Below are 16,093 nucleotides of genomic sequence, written 5' to 3' on the forward strand. Positions count from 1 at the left end.
CAACCCGGCCTACAGGTTTCAACCGCCGCTGCCGGTGAACTTCCGGTCCGCCGGCGTGCGCAGGTCGCGCAGGATCGTGGCCTTGTCCTGGTTCGGCGCCTGTCCCAGGCACATGCCATCGCGGGCGATCGTCAGGCTGTAGCGGTTGTTCGGCGTTTCGGACAGCGCCCGCCACGGCGATTCGGTGGTCGCCACCCAGCCGCTCGAGGGGTTGTGGCGCGCGAAGACGCGCACTTCGCCCGTGCTGCACCGCACGCCCTCGTAGATGCCGTTGACGGTGCCGCTGCTGCTCTGGGCCACGACGACGTAGCGCACGACGCCATCGGTGCCGATGGCCACCGAGTTGGGATCGACGCCGAAATGCAGGCTGGAACCCGGCACGTCGATGGCGATGAGGCCGCTGGTGCGCAGCGCCGGGGGCGGCGGCGCGTCCAGTTCCTTCCAGTCGGGATCGGCGTCGGCCAGTTGGGCCGAGGCGGCCAGGGAGGCGCAGCACAGGGCCAGTGCCAGGAACTCACGTTGCATTCTTGATCTTCGCGGCGGGGTGCAGCGGGAAGGCCCGCTGGCCCTGCGCCTGGGGATTGGGTTCGAAGGTGGCGCCCGGGGGCAGTTCCATCATCGGCGCGGGCATCTGCACCGCCGCCGCTTCGTGGTTGTTGTGGGGATGGTCGGCATCGCGCGTGCGCATGCCGCTGCGGAGATACCGGTTGCGGTGGTCGTTGCGCGGCAGGTAGCGCGCCAGCTCGCGCAGCGCCATCTCGTACACGCCGCGCTTGAACTCCACCACCACGTCCAGCGGCACCCAGTAGTCGTTCCAGCGCCAGGCGTCGAACTCCGGGTGGTTGGTCGCGCGCAGGTTCAGGTTCCAGTCCTGCCCGGTCAATTGCAGCAGGAACCAGATCTGTTTCTGTCCCTTGTAGTGGCCCCGCGCATCACGGCGGATATAGCGTTCCGGCACTTCGTAGCGCAGCCAGTCACGCGTGCGGGCGATGATTCGCACATGCTCCGGCATCAACCCGATTTCCTCGTGCAGTTCCCGGAACATCGCCTGCTCGGGGCTCTCGCCACGGTCGATGCCACCTTGCGGAAACTGCCAGCTGTGTGTCCTGATGCGTTTGCCCCAGAACACCTGGTTTTTCTGGTTGAGCAGGATGATGCCGACGTTAGGCCTGAAGCCGTCCCGGTCAAGCATAATCACACCCCAAATCTTTGAACTGAGTTCATTATGCACGGCGCTCCAGCGCGCTGGAAGGGCTCAGTTACCCCACCCCGGTCGTATCGAATGAGAGCCTCCCAGTTCCTGATTTCCACCCTCAAGGAAGCGCCCGCCGACGCCGAAGTCGCCAGCCACAAGCTGATGACGCGCGCCGGCATGATCAAGAAGCTCGGCGCCGGCATCTACACGTACATGCCGATGGGCCTGCGGGTCATCCGGAAGGTGGAGGCGATCGTCCGTGAAGAGATGAATCGCGCGGGCGCCGTCGAATGCACGATGCCCGTGGTGCAGCCGGCGGAGCTGTGGCAGGAGACCGGCCGCTTCGACAAGATGGGGCCCGAGCTGCTGCGCATCCAGGACCGGCATGAGCGCGACTTCATCGTGCAGCCCACCAGCGAGGAGGTCGTCACCGACATCGCCCGCCAGGAGCTGCGCAGCTACAAGCAGCTGCCGAAGAACCTGTACCAGATCCAGACCAAGTTCCGCGACGAGCGCCGTCCGCGCTTCGGCCTGATGCGTGGCCGCGAGTTCATCATGAAGGACGCCTACAGCTTCGACCGCGACCAGGCCGCGGCCAAGCGCAGCTACGAGGTGATGTCGCAGGCCTATCGCGCCATCTTCGACCGCTTCGGCCTGCGCTATCGCGCGGTGGCCGCGGACAGCGGCGCCATCGGCGGCGACCTGAGCGAAGAGTTCCAGGTGATCGCCGCCACCGGCGAGGACGCCATCGTCTACTGCCCGGACAGCGAGTACGCGGCCAACATGGAAAAGGCCGAAGCGCTGGCGCCGGCCGGCCCGCGTCCCGCCGCCAGGCAGGACATGAAGAAGGTGCCCACGCCGGGCAAGGCCACCTGCGAAGACGTGGCGCAACTCCTGGGCGTGCCGCTGCAGACCACGGTGAAGTCCATCGTGCTGGCCACCGACGAAGTGGACGACCAGGGCGCGATCAAAGGCAGCAAGCTCTGGCTGCTGCTCCTGCGCGGCGACCACGGCATGAACGAGATCAAGGTCGGCAAGCTCGCCGGCCTGGAGAACGGCTTCCGCTTCGCCACTGTCGCCGAGATCGAGCAGCACTTCGGCACCAAGCCCGGCTACCTGGGCCCGATCGCGCTGCGCGAAAAGGTGCGCATCGTCGCCGACCGCGAAGTGGCCGTGATGGCCGACTGGATCTGCGGCGCCAACGAGGAGGACTACCACCTCACCGGCGTCAACTGGGGCCGCGACCTGCCCGAACCGGACGCGGTGGCCGACATCCGCAACGTGGTCGAGGGCGACCCCTCGCCGGACGGCAAGGGCAAGCTCGCCATCGAGCGCGGCATCGAGGTGGGCCACGTGTTCTACCTGGGCACCAAGTACAGCAAGCCCATGAACGCCACCTTCCTCGACGAGGACGGCAAGCCCAAGCTGTTCGAGATGGGCTGCTACGGCATCGGCGTCACGCGCCTGCCGGCCGCGGCCATCGAGCAGAACCACGACGAGCGCGGCATCATCTGGCCGGACGCCATCGCGCCCTTCACGGTGGTGGTGTGCCCGATCGGCATGGACCGCAGCGCCGACGTCAAGGCGGCAGCGGAGAAGCTGCACGACGAACTGGCGGCGGCTGGTATCGACGTCCTGCTGGACGACCGCGGCGAGCGCCCGGGCGCGATGTTCGCCGACTGGGAACTGATCGGCGTGCCGCACCGCGTGGTGATCTCCGACCGCGGCCTGAAGGAAGGCCAGCTCGAATACCAGCATCGCCGCGACGCGGCGGCGACCAAGGTGCCGGCCGGTGAGGTCTTCGGCTTCCTGAAAGGGCGCCTGGCGCAGTGATCAGCCGCAGGTCCCTGCTGCACACCGTCCCCGCGGGCCTGGGCCTGGCGCTGGCGGGCGGGCGGGCGCAGGCGGGCGCGCAGGTGGAGGAGCCGCTGGCCGACTCGGTCCGCACGGCGCTCACCGCCGCCGTGGCCAATGGCGCGCCGCCGGTGCCGGACTTCGCGACGGTCGACGCGCGCCTGCAGTACCTGCGCTGGCTCGGGCAGATGAGCCACAAGCTGCAGCGGCGCACGCCGGACTGGAACGAGCGCAAGGAATTCCTGCAGACGGTCTGGTACGAGAGCAAGCGCGCGGGGCTCGACCCCGGCCTGGTGCTGGGGCTGGTCCAGGTGGAGAGCGGCTTCCGCAAGTTCGCCGTGAGCGTCGTCGGCGCGCGCGGCTACATGCAGGTGATGCCTTTCTGGACGCGTCTCATCGGCAATGGCGACCCGTCGGCGCTGTTCCACATGCAGACCAACCTGCGCTTCGGCTGCGTGATCCTGCGCCACTACCTGGACCGCGAAGGGGGTGACCTCTATTTCGCGCTGGGCCGCTACAACGGCAGCCGCGGGCAGGCGCAGTATCCGCGCGCGGTGCTGGGGGCGGGGCGCAATTGGGTGTTCGTCGACAGCCCGCTGCCGGAGCGTTCGCCGGATCCGGGCAGGCCGGCGGAGAAGGTTCCCGGCGGCCCTTGATCGCCTATTGAACGAAGCCGATCCTCGTCTTCGCCCCACCCAGCTTCGGCAGGTCCTCCACCGCGATCGCCCCGCGGTTCGCCAGCCGCGCATTGCCGAACCCCGTCATCAGCGCCCGGCGCATCTCGCGCGGCGCCAGTTCGGCCAGCAGGTCCAGCACGTCGTCGGCCGGTTCCTCGTCGAAGCGGCGGCCCCAGCCGTGTTCGGCGCGGATGCCGCGGTACAGGTTCAGCGCGATCGCGCGCGCCTGTTCCGGCGAGGGCGCATCGATCTCGAACACGTTCAGGCGGTTCAGGATCGGCTCGGGAATGCAGCGGTCGTCGTTGGCCGTCATGATCCAGATCACCTGGCTCGCGTCCAGCGCGATCTCGGCGAATTCGTCCATGAAGGATTCGGCGGTGTCGTGTTCCAGCAGGCTGTACAGCGAACCGAGCGGGTCGTACTGCGCGTCGGCGCTGGCCTTGTCGATCTCGTCGACGACGATCACCGGGTTGGCGTACTGGCCGTCCACCAGCGCCTCGAACACCTTGCCCGGCTTCGCGCCCTTCCACTGCGAGGAGGCGCCCGAAAGAAGCCAGCCGGCCGTCATCGAGCTCATGGGGACGAGGCTCATGCCGGTGCCCAGCAACTCGGCGAGGTGGCGCGCGAAGTGGGTCTTGCCGATGCCCGGCGGGCCGAGCAGGAGCATGGGCGTGACCTCGAGGCCATCGCCGGAGTCCTGCGCGAGCGCCACGTGGCGCTTGACGTCGTCGAGCGCGGCGCTGAAGTTGGGGAGCTGTTCGTAGAGGGCGGCCATCTCGGGGACGCCGCTCGGCTTGACCTGGAAGCGCACGGGCCCGAGCTCCAGCATGCGTTCGTAGGTGGCGCGCAGGCTTTCGTGGTCGCGCGGGGGCAGCTTGGCGAGCTTCCGTTCGACGTCGTGCGGGCGGAAGATGCTGCGCACGTTCGCGATGGGCAGCTTCAGGCCGGGGTTGCTGGGGACGAGGCTGCGTGATTCCATGACCGCTCCTTCAACGACTGTGCTTTGATTCGAGCATACGTCGTGCCAGGGGGCAAGGAATGCGGCCCGCTGCCGCACGAGCTTGTCAGCGCGCGTCGACAGCAGAGGCAAGCGTGGCTGCCGTTGGCAGCCACGGGAGGGGACTGCTACTGGCCGAGGACCTGTTGCAGTTCGCCGCTCTGGTACATCTCCATCATGATGTCCGAGCCGCCGATGAACTCGCCCTTCACATACAGCTGCGGGATGGTGGGCCAGTTGCTGAATTCCTTGATGCCCTGGCGGATCTCGTCGTCCTCCAGCACGTTCACGGTCTTCAGCTGCTTGGGGTCGACGCCGCAGGCCTTGAGGATCTGCACGGCGCGGCCGGAGAAGCCGCACATGGGGAAGGCCGCGTTCCCCTTCATGAACAGCAGCACTTCGCTGTTCTTCACCAGGTCGTTGATGCGTTGCTGGACGTCGCTCATCTGAATCTCTCCTCGGCAGGGCAAACCTGCTTCAACATTGCGGCGAATTATCCCAGTTCAAGCCGGCGGCCGCCGGAGCAGCGGTCGATGCCCGCAAGATCGCTTCGGCTGCCGGCTTGCGCCAGCCCGGCGCCGGCCAGCAAAGCCCGGACCGCTTCGGCCTGGTCGTGGCCATGCTCCAGCAGCAGCCAGCCGCCCGGCGCCAGCAGCGGCGGCGTCACGGCGGCGATGCGGCGGATGTCGTCCAGCCCGTCGGCGCCCGCCACCAGGGCCGACAGCGGCTCATGCTTCAAGGCCGGCAGGTGCGGGTCGCCTGCCGCAACATACGGCGGGTTGCTGACGACCAGATCGTAAGGCCCGTTGCTGCCCTCCAGCCAGTCGGCCTGGCGGAAAGCGACCGGCAGCCCCAGCCGCTGCGCGTTGGCGCTCGCCACCGCCAGGGCTTCGGCGCTGCGGTCGATGGCCTCCACCTTCGCATCGGGGCGTGCCTGCTGCAGGGCCAGCGCGATGGCGCCGCTGCCGGTGCCGAGGTCGATGATGCGCGGCGCGCTGCGGCCCTGCAGGACTTCGAGCGCCCATTCGACCAGCGTCTCGGTGTCCGGGCGCGGCACCAGCACGCGGGCATCCACCGCGAGTGGCAGGCCGTAGAACTCCTTCTCGCCGACGAGATAGGCGACCGGTTCGCCGTCGGCGCGGCGCCGGCACAGGACGGCATAGCGCTGCGCGTCCGCGGGCGACAAGGCGTCGTCGTCATGCGCGATCAGCCAGCCGCGGTCCTGCGCCGCGCGGCCCAGCACGTGCAGCAGGAGCAGCTGCGCATCGAGGCGGTCCAGCCCCGACGCGGCCAAGGCCTCGCGCAAATTCACGAGCGCGCCGCTCCCATGCCCACTTCCAGCTCCTCCAGCTGTTCGGCGCGGCGCGCCAACAGCAGGGCCTCGACCACTTCGTCGAGGTCGCCTTCCATGATGAAGCTCAGCTTGTACAGCGTGAGGTTGATGCGGTGGTCCGTCATGCGGCCCTGCGGGAAGTTGTAGGTGCGGATGCGGTCCGAGCGGTCGCCGCTGCCGATCAGGCCCTTGCGCATTGCCGCGTCCTTGGCGGCGCGCTCGGAGCGGTCCTTCTCGCGGATCCGCGCGGCCAGCACCTGCATGGCCTTGGCCTTGTTGCGGTGCTGCGAGCGGTCGTCCTGGCACTCGGCCACGATGCCGGTCGGGATGTGCGTGATGCGCACCGCCGAATCGGTCTTGTTCACGTGCTGGCCGCCGGCGCCGGAAGCGCGGTAGGTGTCGATGCGCAGGTCGGCGGGATTGATCTGCACGGCCTGCGCTTCATCGGGCTCAGGCAGCGCCGCTACGGTGCAGGCGCTGGTGTGGATGCGGCCCTGGCTTTCGGTGGCGGGCACGCGCTGCACGCGGTGGCCGCCCGATTCGAACTTGAGCTTGCCGTAGGCGCCTTCGCCGACCATGCGCACGACGACTTCCTTGAAGCCGCCGACTTCGCCTTCGCTTTCGCTCACGAGCTCGGTGCGCCAGCCCTGGCGCTCGGCGTAGCGGGTGTACATGCGCAGCAGGTCGCCGGCGAACAGCGCCGACTCGTCGCCGCCGGTGCCGGCGCGGATTTCCAGGAAGACGTTGCGCACGTCATCGGGGTCGCGCGGCAGCAGCAGCGTCTGCAGCTCGGTTTCGAGCGCAGGCAGTTCGGTTTCGAGGGAAGCGATCTCCTCCTTGGCCATGTCGGCCATCTCGGGATCGTCCAGCATCTCGCGCGCCTGGGCGAGGTTGGCCTCCTGCTGCAGGAAATCCTGGAAGCGGCCGGCGACTTCGCTGACTTCGGCGTGCTCGCGCGTGAGCTCGCGGAAACGCTCCATGTTGTTGACCACCTCGGGCTGCGACAGGAAAAAGTCCAGCTCCTGCAGGCGGACGGGGAAGCGCTCGAGTTGTTGTCTGAGGAAAGGTTTCACGTTCGGACCAGGTGAACGCAGAAGCCGCAGAGGTTACGCAGAAACCGCAGAAGAAAGCCCGATGGATTTTTCCGCGTCTTTTGCGTCACCTCTGCGTCTTCTGCGTTGAAAAGGCGGAGGCGCGCCAAGGACGCGGAAGCTAACGCTCTTTGCGCAGGAAGAAGTGCTCGATCGCCTGGCTGGCGCGCTGGCGCGAGTCGGCGTCGCCGGCGTGCAGTTCGGCCATGGCGCCGTGCAGCATCTTTTGGGTGAGGCCCTTCGACAGCGCCTCCAGCACGGCATCGACGTCTTCGCCCCGGGCCAGCAGCTTGCGGGCGCGGGCCAGTTCCAGCGTGCGCCATTCGTCCGCCTGGGCATTCAGCTGGCGGATCAGCGGCACGGCGCGGCGCTGGTCCATCCAGTGCAGGAAGCTCTGGACGCCGGCGTCGATGATGGCCTCGGCCTGGGCCACCGCGGCCTGGCGGTTGGCCTGGCCGGTCTGCACCACGTGGGCCAGGTCGTCCACCGTGTACAGGTAGACGTCCTCCAGCTCCTTGACCTCGGGCTCGATGTCGCGTGGCACCGCCAGGTCCACCATGAACATGGGGCGGTGCTTGCGCGCTTTCAGCGCCCGCTCCACGGCGCCGAGGCCGATGATGGGCAGCTGGCTGGCGGTGGAACTGACCACCACGTCGAATTCATGCAGGCGCGCCGGCAGGTCCGCCAGGCGCATCACCTCGGCGCCGAAGCGGCTGGCCAGCTTCTCGCCGCGCTCCAGGGTGCGGTTGGCGACGGCGATCGACTTCGGGTTCTTCGCCGCGAAGTGCGTCGCGGCCAGTTCGATCATCTCGCCGGCACCCACGAACAGCACGCGCACCTGGCCCAGGTCTTCGAACAGCTGGCCCGCCAGGCGCACCGAGGCGGCCGCCATGCTGATGGAATGGGCGCCGATGTCGGTGGAGGAGCGCACTTCCTTGGCCACCGCAAAGGAGCGCTGGAACAGCTGGTTGAGGGTGGTGCCCAGGGCGCCGGCCTCTTCGGCGGCGCGCACGGCGTCCTTCAGCTGGCCCAGGATCTGCGCTTCGCCCAGCACCATGGAATCCAGCCCGCTGGCGACCCGGAAGGCGTGGCGGGCGGCGTGGCCGTCCTGCAGCATGTAGGAGTGGCTGCGCAGCAGGCCGGGGGCGACGCCGCCCGAATGGGCCAGCCACTCGATGGTGGGTTCGATGGCGTGCTGGTTGCCGGCGCAGTAGATCTCGGTGCGGTTGCAAGTGGAGAGAATGGCGGCTTCGCCGGTGGCCAGGCTGCCCCGCAACGAGGACAGCGTCGGGCCGATCTGGTCCAGGGCGAACGCGAAGCGGCCCCGCATGTCCAGCGGCGCCGTCGTGTGGTTGATTCCCAATGCCCAGACTGCCATCGGCCCGATTATAAAATTCACCGGAAGATCAAGCACTTAGCCTGGATCAATTGCCTTCACCGTGAATGCCATCGACTTTCTCGAGCACGCGCTGAGCTTCGCGGCACCCGCCCTGGCGGTCGCCCTGGGGCTCGCCCTCGCGGGCCGTTTCCTGCTGCCGCAAGCCGGGCCAAGGCCCGCCATCTGGGCCTTGTTTGCTCTTAATCTGATAGCTGGCCTGGCCGTGCTGGGCGCCGGCCTGTGGTATTTCGGGCACGACGGCAAGATGGCCACCTATGCCGCGCTGGTGGTGGCCGTCGCGACCGTGCAATGGCTGGCCGGCCGGGCCTGGCGCGGATAATCGCCCCACGATGCTGTTCCTGCTGTCCCCCGCCAAGTCGCTCGATTACGAATCGCCGGTGCCCGCCGTGCCGCACACGCTGCCGGAATTCGTGGCGGATTCGACGCGGCTGATCGAGGTGCTGCGCCGCAAGTCGCCGCAGCAGATCGCCAGCCTGATGGACATCAGCGACCCGCTGGCCGCGCTCAACGCCGCGCGCTACGAGGCCTGGACGCCCAAGTTCACCGCGCGCAATTCGCGCCAGGCCGTGCTGGCTTTCGACGGCGACGTCTACGACGGCCTGCAGGCGCGCCAGCTCAGCGCCCAGGACCTGGACTGGGCGCAGCAGCACCTGCGCATGCTGAGCGGCCTGTACGGCGTGCTGCGGCCGCTGGACCGGATGCAGCCTTACCGGCTGGAAATGGGCACGGCGCTCAAGGTCGGCAGCACGTCCAACCTCTACCAGTACTGGGGCAGCCGGATTTCCGAGAACCTGAATCGCCAGCTGGCCGCCGACAAGACGCCGGTGGTGATCAACCTGGCGTCGCAGGAATATTTCAAGGCGGTCGACCGCGGTGCGCTCAAGGCGCGCGTGATCGACTGCGTGTTCGAGGAGTGGAAGCCGGGCGGCTGGAAGATCGTCAGCTTCTTCGCCAAGAAGGCGCGCGGGCTGATGGCCCGTTACGCCATCACCCAGCGCATCGAGACCCCGCGCCGGCTGGAGGCGTTCGACCTCGAGGGCTATGCCTTCGATGCCGCCGCCTCGGAGCCCGATCGGCTGGTGTTTCGCCGGAGGACGCAATGAGCATCACGCAGGCGCGGCAGCAGGTCACCCCCGAACTGCGCAAATGGATCCTGGAGCAGGTCCAGGCGGGCCACAGCGCCGAGTCGGTGCTGAAGGCCATGCAGGCTTCGGGCTGGTCCGAGGACGTGGCGGTCGACGCGATGGAGTCCACGCTGCGCGACCACCTGGAAGCGGACGCGGTGGCCCATGGCCTGCCGCCCGCGCTGAAGGTGCCGGAGCCGGCGCTGGACGAATCGCCGCTCTACCTGGATGCCGGCGACCGCCGCGTGAGCGTGCTGCAGGTGATGGCCCATCCCAAGGTCGTGGTGTTTGGCGACCTGCTGTCCGCCGAGGAGTGCGAAGCGCTGATCGCGCTGGCCAAGCCGCGCCTGGCGCGCTCGCTGACCGTCGCCACCAAGACCGGCGGCGAGGAGGTCAACGCCGACCGCACCAGCAACGGCATGTTCTTCCAGCGCGGCGAGCACGCGGTGGTGCGGCGCATCGAGAAGCGCCTGGCCGCCCTGGTGAACTGGCCCGAGGAAAACGGCGAGGGCCTGCAGATCCTGCAATACGGCCCGGGCGCCGAATACAAGCCGCACTACGACTATTTCGACCCGGGAGAACCGGGCACGTCCACCATCCTGAAGCGCGGCGGCCAGCGCGTGGCGACCATCGTCATGTACCTGGGCGAGCCGGAAAAGGGCGGCGGCACGGTCTTCCCGGACGTGCACCTGGAAGTCGCGCCCAAGCGCGGCAACGCCGTCTTCTTCTGCTACGAGCGGCCGCACCCGTCGACCAGGACGCTGCACGGCGGCGCGCCGGTGCTGGCGGGCGAGAAGTGGATCGCGACCAAGTGGCTGCGCGAGCGCCGCTTCGAGTGAGGTGAAGGTCCGCGCCAACGGCCTCGACATCGAGGTGGAATCCACCGGCCCGGCCGGTGCGCCGGCGGTGCTGCTGGTCATGGGCCTGGGCATGCAGCTCACGGCCTGGCCTTCGTATTTCACCGATCCGCTGCTGGCCGCCGGCTACCGCGTGATCCGCTTCGACAACCGCGACGCCGGCCTGTCGCAGGCGCTGGACCACCTGGGCGTGCCCAACATCCTGTGGGAATCGCTGAAGCTGAAACTGGGCCTGCCGGTGCGCACGCCCTACCGCCTGCACGATCTCGCCGCCGATGCGCTCGGTGTGCTGGATGCGCTGGGCGTGCAGCGGGCGCACGTGGTCGGCGCCAGCATGGGCGGCATGGTGGCGCAGCGCGTGGCGCTGGCGGCGCCCGAGCGCGTGCTTTCGCTCACCAGCATCATGAGCACCAGCGGCGCGCGCCGCTTGCCCGGGCCGCGTTCCGACGTGCTGCGGGCGCTGGTGACGCCGCCACGCGACCGCAGCGAAGCCGGGCGCGTCGAGCATGGCGTGCGCTTCTTCCAGTTGATTGGCAGCCCGGGTTTTCCGACGCCCGAGCCGGAGCTGCGCGAGCGCGTCCGCGAGTCGATGCAGCGCAGCTACCGCCCGGCCGGCACGGCGCGCCAACTGGCCGCGGTGGCGGCCGACACGCGGCGGGCCGCGGAGCTGGCGCAGGTGCGCGCGCGGACGCTGGTGGTGCATGGGCGCGACGACCCGCTGGTGCCGCTGGCCGCCGGCGAGGACACGGCGCGGCGCATCCCGGGCGCCCGGCTGGTGACCATCCCCGGCATGGCGCATGACCTTCCGCGAGGGGTGGTCGAACGGCTGCTGCAAGACCTCCTCCCCCATCTCGGTTAGCCTCGCCGCATGAATTCGCCGGAAGCATCGACGCTGGGCAAGAGCACCAGCTATCCCGACCACTACGATCCCTCGCAGCTGTACCCGATCCCGCGGGCGGACAAGCGCGAGGAGGTCGGCGTCTCCGGCACGCTGCCTTTTTCCGGCGCCGACCTGTGGACGGCCTTCGAGCTGAGCTGGCTCAACCCGCGCGGCAAGCCGCAGGTGGCCATCGCGCACTTCACCGTGCCCTGCGAGACGCCCAACATCATCGAGAGCAAGTCGCTCAAGCTCTACCTGGGCAGCTACAGCAACACGCAGTTCGCCTCGGCCGACGAGGTGCGCGACCGCCTGCGCGCCGACCTGAGCGAAGCCGCTTGGCGCGACTCGGGCCGCGCCGCCACCATCGGCGTCAAGCTGCTGCTGCCGGATGCCTTCGACCGCGAGCCGGTGCACGAGATGGACGGCCTGAGCCTGGACCGGCTGGACATCGAATGCACCGACTACCAGCCGCGCCCGGACCTGCTGCACGCCGCCTTCGACGAGCAGCCGGTGGAGGAGACGCTGACCAGCAACCTCCTCAAGAGCAATTGCCTGGTGACCGGCCAGCCGGACTGGGGCAGCATCCAGATCCACTACGCCGGCCCGCAGATCGAGCAGGGCGGGCTGCTGCAATACCTGGTCAGCTTCCGCAACCACAACGAGTTCCACGAGCAGTGCGTCGAGCGCATCTACATGGACCTGTGGCGCCGGTGCAAGCCGACCAAGCTGTGGGTGTACGCGCGCTACACGCGGCGCGGCGGGCTGGACATCAACCCTTTCCGCACCAGCCACCCGATCGCGTTGCCGAAGAACATCCGCACCGCGCGGCAATGATCACGAATCCCGGAACGAGCGCAAAGGTGCGAGTTCGGGGAATGCCGCTGAGCGCTTTTCCTTTGTGGCCATGATCGCCTCGCGCACGTGCGCGTTGCTCCACACGGCGCCCTGCAGCCATCCCATCTGCTTGAGCGCGTCGTCGACGGAGTGGTCGCGCGCATAGTTCAGGGCCTGCTTGCTGCCCCAGATCGCCACCGGCGGCTTGGAAGCGATCTCGCGGGCGACCTGCAGCACGCCATCGAGCATCGCGGCCTGGCTGTCGAACACCTCGTTCACCAATCCCAGCGCTGCTGCACGCGCCGCCGGCAAGCGCCGGCCCGTGTAAGCCAGCTCCTTGGCCACGGCCAGCGGGATCAGCTTGGGCAGGCGTTGCAAGGTGCCGATGTCCGCCACCATGCCGATGTTGATCTCCTGCACGCAGAAGAAGGCGTCCGCCGTGGCGTAGCGCAGGCAGCAGGCAGTGACGAGGTCGACCCCGCCGCCGACGCAGCCGCCCTGGATAGCGGCGAGCACCGGCATCCGCAGCGACTCCAGCTTGCTGAAGGTGGCCTGCATGTCGGTGAGCAGGTCGAAGATGGCGGCGCGGCCTTCGGCCGTGCGGTCGTCCAGCGTGATGGCGCCGCCGAAGGCTTCCAGCGACATGCCGGCCGTGAAGTGCTTGCCGGTCGACGAAATCACCAGCGCGCGGGCCTCGCCCGGTGCGCGGTGCAACTGGGTGAGCACGTCATCCAGCTCCCGCCAGAACAGCGGGTGCATGGTGTTCAGCTCTTGCGGACGGTTCAGGACGAGGTGGGCGACGTGGTCGGCCACCGTGAGGTCGAAACATTGCATGCGGGCTCCTCCGAGAGGGAGCCCACTCTACGCCCGGTCAGGGCTTGAACCAGTCGCAACGAAGACGCCGGGCCCGGTGCGCCTTGCCGCGCAGGGTGGTGTACATGGTTGGCGCCGACATCGCGACCGCCAGCAGCGGCGCGGCCCAGAGCGCGTCGAAGGCGAAGGCCGGGATCCAGCCTATCCAGCCCATCAGCCACAGCGTGAGCATCAGGTCCCACGCCTGGTATTCGACCGGGTTGTCCTGGCGGTGGCGCACATGCCACTGCTTGATGCGCTGGAGTTCGTCGAGGCTCATGGTGCTCTCCCGCTGCGCGCTGGGTCTGGAGATCAATGTAAGTTCCCCGTCAGCATGCCGCCATCGTCCTAAAGGGCATGTCAGCCCTTTTCGCCAGGGGGGATCAGGCCTGCGAGAACAGATCCGGCGTGTGCTCTTCCACGCGCGGCGTGCTCGGCGGCGGCACTTCGCTGGCCTTCGCCAGCTTGCCGACGCGAACGCCGAGCAGGCGCAGGCGGCGCGCGAGGTCCACGCGTTTGAGGCACTGGCCGGCCGCGCGCCGGATGGTGGCGGGGTCGTCGGTGTACGCGTCCAGCGTGATGTCGCGCGTTGCCGTGCGGAAGTCGTCGTAGCGCAGCTTGATGCCGATGGTGCGGCCCACGTAGCCTTTGCGCCGCAAGTCCTCGGCCACGCGCGTGCACAGGTCCGTGAAGATCGCGCCCAGCTCCGCGCGGTCGCGCACGGCGTGCAGGTCGCGGTCGAAGGTGGTCTCGCGGCTCATGGAGACGGGCTCGCTTTCGGTCACCACAGGACGGTCGTCGCGGCCCCAGGCGGCGTCGTGCATCCAGGCGCCGTAGGCCTGGCCGAAGTTGTCGACCAGCCAGTCGCGCGGCTGCGCGGCGATGTCGCCGACGGTGAGCAGGTGCAGCTTCTGCAGCTTCACCTCCGACTTCGGGCCGATGCCGTTGATCTTGCGCACCGCCAGCGGCCAGATCTTCGTCTGCACGTCGTCTTCGTAGACGATGGAGATGCCGTTCGGCTTGTTGAACTCGCTCGCCATCTTGGCAATGAGCTTGTTCGGCGCGACGCCGATCGAGCAGGTGAGGCCGGTCGTGTCGTGGATGGCCTTCTGGATCAGGCGCGCCAGCACGCGGCCGCCTTCGCGCTGGCCGCCCGGCACCTCGGTGAAGTCGATGTAGACCTCGTCGACGCCGCGGTCCTCCATCACCGGCGCGATGTCGCGGATGATGGCCTTGAAGCCGCGCGAGTAACGGCGCACCTCCTCGAAGTCCACCGGCAGCACCAGCGCCTGCGGGCACAGCCTGGCCGCCTTCATCATGCCCATGGCGGAACCCACGCCGAACTGGCGCGCGGGGTAGGTGGCGGTGGTGATGACGCCGCGGCCCACGTAGTCCTTCAGCAGCGGGAAGGCATCCACCGGGATCTGCGAGCGCGGGCGGTCGGCATAGCGTTCGCGCAGCAGCTCGTCCACCTCGCGCCGGCCGCCGCCGATCACGACCGGCAGGCCTTTCAGTTGCGGATAGCGCAGCAACTCCACGGACGCGAAGAAGGCGTCCATGTCGAGGTGGGCGATGCGGCGCGGGAGGCTCACCCTTGCATTGTGCAATCTGCCGCGGCTTGACCTGCCGCAACGCGCTGCAGGCCCCGTTCCGGGATGATGGCCGCATGCCAGTTTGCGAAAAAGAACATGGTGCGGCGAGCACCGGGGAGGCGGTCGCGCGCATCGTGTATGCGAGCCAGGCCGCCGCGACGGGAAGCATCTATTCGGAAATGGAGCGCATCCGCGCCAGCGCCGTGCGGCACAACCCGCCGGCGGGCGTCGCCACCGCGCTGCTGCACCAGAGCGGCTGGTTCGTGCAGTGGAAGGAAGGGCCGCAGGCAGCGGTCGCAAGCATCATGGAGCGCGTGGCCGGCGACCCACGGCACTGCGGGCTGCGCGTGGTCCACCGCAGCGTGGGTCCGCGGCTGCTGCATGGCCCGTGGTCGATGGCCATCGTGCAATGCGACGAGCCGGCCAGCGACATGGGCCAGCGCGTGGACGAAGTGCTGGCCGCCGTGGACCGCGGCACGGCCTTCACGCCGCCGGCCATCTGGCGGCGGCTGTCGACGCCCATGCGGCATCCCGGCGCGCGGCGGCAGCAGGACCCGGATGCCTTCCAGCGCGTGCTGGTGTGCGCCGCCGGCGGCACGGGGTCCTTCGACCTGGTGCGCTGGCTATCGCAGCGCTTCCGCGCGGAGCTGGTGCAGCGCCGTTTCGCCGGCGCGCACGATCTGGACGTCGCCACCGACTACGTGGATTTCATCCATGGCGAGCGCGTGCTGCGCGTGATCGCGATGGCGCGCAACGGCCTGCACCTGCCGCTGACGCGCGCTTTCCTGGCCGACTACTCGCACCTGGTGCTGCTGCTGTCCGGCGATGCCACGCGCGACGAGGACCTGGTGCTGCGCATGGCGCAGGCCTGCGCCGGCCTGGCGGAGGCGCCGCCGCTGATCGCGCTGGCGCGGCAGGGCGCGGACCACGCCGTGCCCTTTGCGATGGCGCGCCGCTGCGGGCTCGTGTACCTGCAGGCGCATGCGAACCTCGGCGATCCGTGGTCGTGCTGGCAGGCGTTGATGCCACTGCTGGAGCGGTGGCAGGACATGGAGCTGGTGCGGCTGGCTACCGCGGCCTAGAACGTCCCCGACAACAGGATGCTCCGATCCACCGTGCCGATGTCGGTGCGGCCGCAGAAAGCCATCGACAGGTCCAGCTCGTTGCGGATGATCGCCAGCGCCTTGTCGACGCCGGCCTCGCCCATCGCGCCCAGGCCATACAGCATGGCGCGGCCGATGTAGACGCCGCGCGCGCCCAGGGCCACGGCCTTCAGCACGTGCTGGCCCGAGCGGATGCCACCGTCCATGTGCACCTCGATCCGGTCGCCCACCGCGTCGGCGATGGCGGGCAGGGCGGAGATGGAGGAGGGCGCGCCATCGAGCTGGCGGCCGCCGTGGTTGGAGAC

At 68.8% G+C, this 16,093-nt stretch carries 19 protein-coding genes; 8 read left to right on the forward strand and 11 right to left on the reverse strand.

What is annotated here, in order from left to right:
- Positions 1 to 18: 18 nt before the first annotated feature.
- Complete coding sequence (locus HHL11_RS29865; RefSeq protein WP_169422241.1) at positions 19 to 525, reverse strand: CNP1-like family protein; 507 nt, start codon at positions 523 to 525, stop codon at positions 19 to 21.
- Positions 515 to 1,192, reverse strand: a complete 678-nt coding sequence (locus HHL11_RS29870; protein WP_169422328.1) for an RNA pyrophosphohydrolase — start codon at positions 1,190 to 1,192, stop codon at positions 515 to 517. The genes HHL11_RS29865 and HHL11_RS29870 overlap by 11 nt, the downstream gene beginning before the upstream one ends.
- A gap of 90 nt (positions 1,193 to 1,282) precedes the next feature.
- Here HHL11_RS29870 and HHL11_RS29875 point away from each other — a divergent pair, with 90 nt between their 5' ends.
- The gene (locus HHL11_RS29875) at positions 1,283 to 3,028 is read left to right on the forward strand and encodes a proline--tRNA ligase (RefSeq protein ID WP_169422242.1); all 1,746 of its coding nucleotides are present in this window, start codon (positions 1,283 to 1,285) and stop codon (positions 3,026 to 3,028) included.
- The gene (locus HHL11_RS29880; protein WP_169422243.1) at positions 3,025 to 3,705 is read left to right on the forward strand and encodes a lytic transglycosylase domain-containing protein; all 681 of its coding nucleotides are present in this window, start codon (positions 3,025 to 3,027) and stop codon (positions 3,703 to 3,705) included. Before HHL11_RS29875 ends, HHL11_RS29880 begins: the two co-directional genes overlap by 4 nt.
- Before the next feature lie 4 nt (positions 3,706 to 3,709).
- Here HHL11_RS29880 and HHL11_RS29885 read toward each other — a convergent pair whose 3' ends face one another.
- From HHL11_RS29885 to hemA, 5 genes are all read right to left on the reverse strand, one after another.
- Positions 3,710 to 4,705 (reverse strand): AAA family ATPase, encoded by a 996-nt coding sequence (locus HHL11_RS29885; protein WP_169422244.1) that lies wholly within the window; start codon positions 4,703 to 4,705, stop codon positions 3,710 to 3,712.
- 146 nt (positions 4,706 to 4,851) lie between these two features.
- Positions 4,852 to 5,169, reverse strand: a complete 318-nt coding sequence (gene grxD, locus HHL11_RS29890) for a Grx4 family monothiol glutaredoxin (RefSeq protein ID WP_169422245.1) — start codon at positions 5,167 to 5,169, stop codon at positions 4,852 to 4,854.
- Positions 5,170 to 5,216: 47 nt separating this feature from the next.
- Positions 5,217 to 6,035 (reverse strand): peptide chain release factor N(5)-glutamine methyltransferase, encoded by an 819-nt coding sequence (prmC, locus tag HHL11_RS29895; RefSeq protein ID WP_169422246.1) that lies wholly within the window; start codon positions 6,033 to 6,035, stop codon positions 5,217 to 5,219.
- Entirely contained in the window at positions 6,032 to 7,129 is a 1,098-nt protein-coding gene (prfA, locus tag HHL11_RS29900) for a peptide chain release factor 1 (RefSeq protein WP_169422247.1), read from the reverse strand. The genes prmC and prfA overlap by 4 nt, the downstream gene beginning before the upstream one ends.
- Positions 7,130 to 7,268: 139 nt before the next feature.
- Complete coding sequence (hemA, locus tag HHL11_RS29905) at positions 7,269 to 8,525, reverse strand: glutamyl-tRNA reductase (protein WP_169422248.1); 1,257 nt, start codon at positions 8,523 to 8,525, stop codon at positions 7,269 to 7,271.
- A gap of 61 nt (positions 8,526 to 8,586) precedes the next feature.
- Between hemA and HHL11_RS29910 the strand changes: the two genes are divergently transcribed.
- Genes HHL11_RS29910 through queF form a run of 5 tightly spaced genes read left to right on the forward strand, consistent with a single transcriptional unit; the run spans position 8,587 to position 12,241 of the window.
- Entirely contained in the window at positions 8,587 to 8,865 is a 279-nt protein-coding gene (locus HHL11_RS29910; protein ID WP_169422249.1) for a hypothetical protein, read from the forward strand.
- 10 nt (positions 8,866 to 8,875) lie between these two features.
- A complete protein-coding gene (gene yaaA / locus HHL11_RS29915; protein WP_169422250.1) occupies positions 8,876 to 9,649 on the forward strand; it encodes a peroxide stress protein YaaA in 774 nt (257 codons plus the stop codon).
- Positions 9,646 to 10,509: a 2OG-Fe(II) oxygenase gene (locus HHL11_RS29920; protein ID WP_169422251.1), complete on the forward strand. Its 864-nt coding sequence runs from the start codon at positions 9,646 to 9,648 to the stop codon at positions 10,507 to 10,509. The genes yaaA and HHL11_RS29920 overlap by 4 nt, the downstream gene beginning before the upstream one ends.
- A 1-nt stretch (position 10,510) precedes the next feature.
- A complete protein-coding gene (locus HHL11_RS29925; protein WP_169422252.1) occupies positions 10,511 to 11,386 on the forward strand; it encodes an alpha/beta fold hydrolase in 876 nt (291 codons plus the stop codon).
- Between the two features lie 9 nt (positions 11,387 to 11,395).
- Entirely contained in the window at positions 11,396 to 12,241 is an 846-nt protein-coding gene (queF, locus tag HHL11_RS29930) for an NADPH-dependent 7-cyano-7-deazaguanine reductase QueF (protein ID WP_169422253.1), read from the forward strand.
- Here the strand turns inward: queF and HHL11_RS29935 are convergent, their stop codons facing one another.
- The 3 genes from HHL11_RS29935 to HHL11_RS29945 form a co-directional block, all read right to left on the reverse strand.
- Positions 12,242 to 13,075, reverse strand: coding sequence for an enoyl-CoA hydratase-related protein (locus tag HHL11_RS29935; RefSeq protein ID WP_169422254.1), 834 nt, complete (start codon positions 13,073 to 13,075; stop codon positions 12,242 to 12,244).
- 37 nt (positions 13,076 to 13,112) lie between these two features.
- Positions 13,113 to 13,373, reverse strand: a complete 261-nt coding sequence (locus HHL11_RS29940) for a hypothetical protein (RefSeq protein ID WP_169422255.1) — start codon at positions 13,371 to 13,373, stop codon at positions 13,113 to 13,115.
- Between the two features lie 103 nt (positions 13,374 to 13,476).
- Positions 13,477 to 14,652: a Y-family DNA polymerase gene (locus HHL11_RS29945; RefSeq protein WP_169422329.1), complete on the reverse strand. Its 1,176-nt coding sequence runs from the start codon at positions 14,650 to 14,652 to the stop codon at positions 13,477 to 13,479.
- A 107-nt stretch (positions 14,653 to 14,759) separates the two neighbouring features.
- Between HHL11_RS29945 and HHL11_RS29950 the strand changes: the two genes are divergently transcribed.
- On the forward strand, positions 14,760 to 15,767 hold the full coding sequence (locus tag HHL11_RS29950; protein WP_169422256.1) for a BLUF domain-containing protein: 1,008 nt from the start codon (positions 14,760 to 14,762) through the stop codon (positions 15,765 to 15,767).
- Here HHL11_RS29950 and HHL11_RS29955 read toward each other — a convergent pair.
- On the reverse strand, positions 15,764 to 16,093 hold a 330-nt coding region (locus HHL11_RS29955; RefSeq protein ID WP_169422257.1), incomplete at its 5' end, for an alpha-hydroxy acid oxidase. The two genes, HHL11_RS29950 and HHL11_RS29955, sit on opposite strands and share 4 nt — an antisense overlap.

The sequence above is a fragment of the Ramlibacter agri genome (genome assembly GCF_012927085.1).
In the GTDB taxonomy this organism is placed as follows: domain Bacteria; phylum Pseudomonadota; class Gammaproteobacteria; order Burkholderiales; family Burkholderiaceae_C; genus Ramlibacter; species Ramlibacter agri.

What these genes read in the sequence shown, in the direction of transcription:
- HHL11_RS29865 (WP_169422241.1), bottom strand. Translation starts at nt 525, where the DNA reads ATGCAACGTGAGTTCCTGGCACTGGCCCTGTGCTGCGCCTCCCTGGCC.
- HHL11_RS29870 (WP_169422328.1), bottom strand. Translation starts at nt 1,192, where the DNA reads ATGCTTGACCGGGACGGCTTCAGGCCTAACGTCGGCATCATCCTGCTC.
- HHL11_RS29875 (WP_169422242.1), top strand. Translation starts at nt 1,283, where the DNA reads ATGAGAGCCTCCCAGTTCCTGATTTCCACCCTCAAGGAAGCGCCCGCC.
- HHL11_RS29885 (WP_169422244.1), bottom strand. Translation starts at nt 4,705, where the DNA reads ATGGAATCACGCAGCCTCGTCCCCAGCAACCCCGGCCTGAAGCTGCCC.
- grxD (WP_169422245.1), bottom strand. Translation starts at nt 5,169, where the DNA reads ATGAGCGACGTCCAGCAACGCATCAACGACCTGGTGAAGAACAGCGAA.
- hemA (WP_169422248.1), bottom strand. Translation starts at nt 8,525, where the DNA reads ATGGCAGTCTGGGCATTGGGAATCAACCACACGACGGCGCCGCTGGAC.
- yaaA (WP_169422250.1), top strand. Translation starts at nt 8,876, where the DNA reads ATGCTGTTCCTGCTGTCCCCCGCCAAGTCGCTCGATTACGAATCGCCG.
- HHL11_RS29920 (WP_169422251.1), top strand. Translation starts at nt 9,646, where the DNA reads ATGAGCATCACGCAGGCGCGGCAGCAGGTCACCCCCGAACTGCGCAAA.
- queF (WP_169422253.1), top strand. Translation starts at nt 11,396, where the DNA reads ATGAATTCGCCGGAAGCATCGACGCTGGGCAAGAGCACCAGCTATCCC.
- HHL11_RS29935 (WP_169422254.1), bottom strand. Translation starts at nt 13,075, where the DNA reads ATGCAATGTTTCGACCTCACGGTGGCCGACCACGTCGCCCACCTCGTC.
- HHL11_RS29940 (WP_169422255.1), bottom strand. Translation starts at nt 13,373, where the DNA reads ATGAGCCTCGACGAACTCCAGCGCATCAAGCAGTGGCATGTGCGCCAC.
- HHL11_RS29945 (WP_169422329.1), bottom strand. Translation starts at nt 14,652, where the DNA reads ATGGACGCCTTCTTCGCGTCCGTGGAGTTGCTGCGCTATCCGCAACTG.
- HHL11_RS29950 (WP_169422256.1), top strand. Translation starts at nt 14,760, where the DNA reads ATGCCAGTTTGCGAAAAAGAACATGGTGCGGCGAGCACCGGGGAGGCG.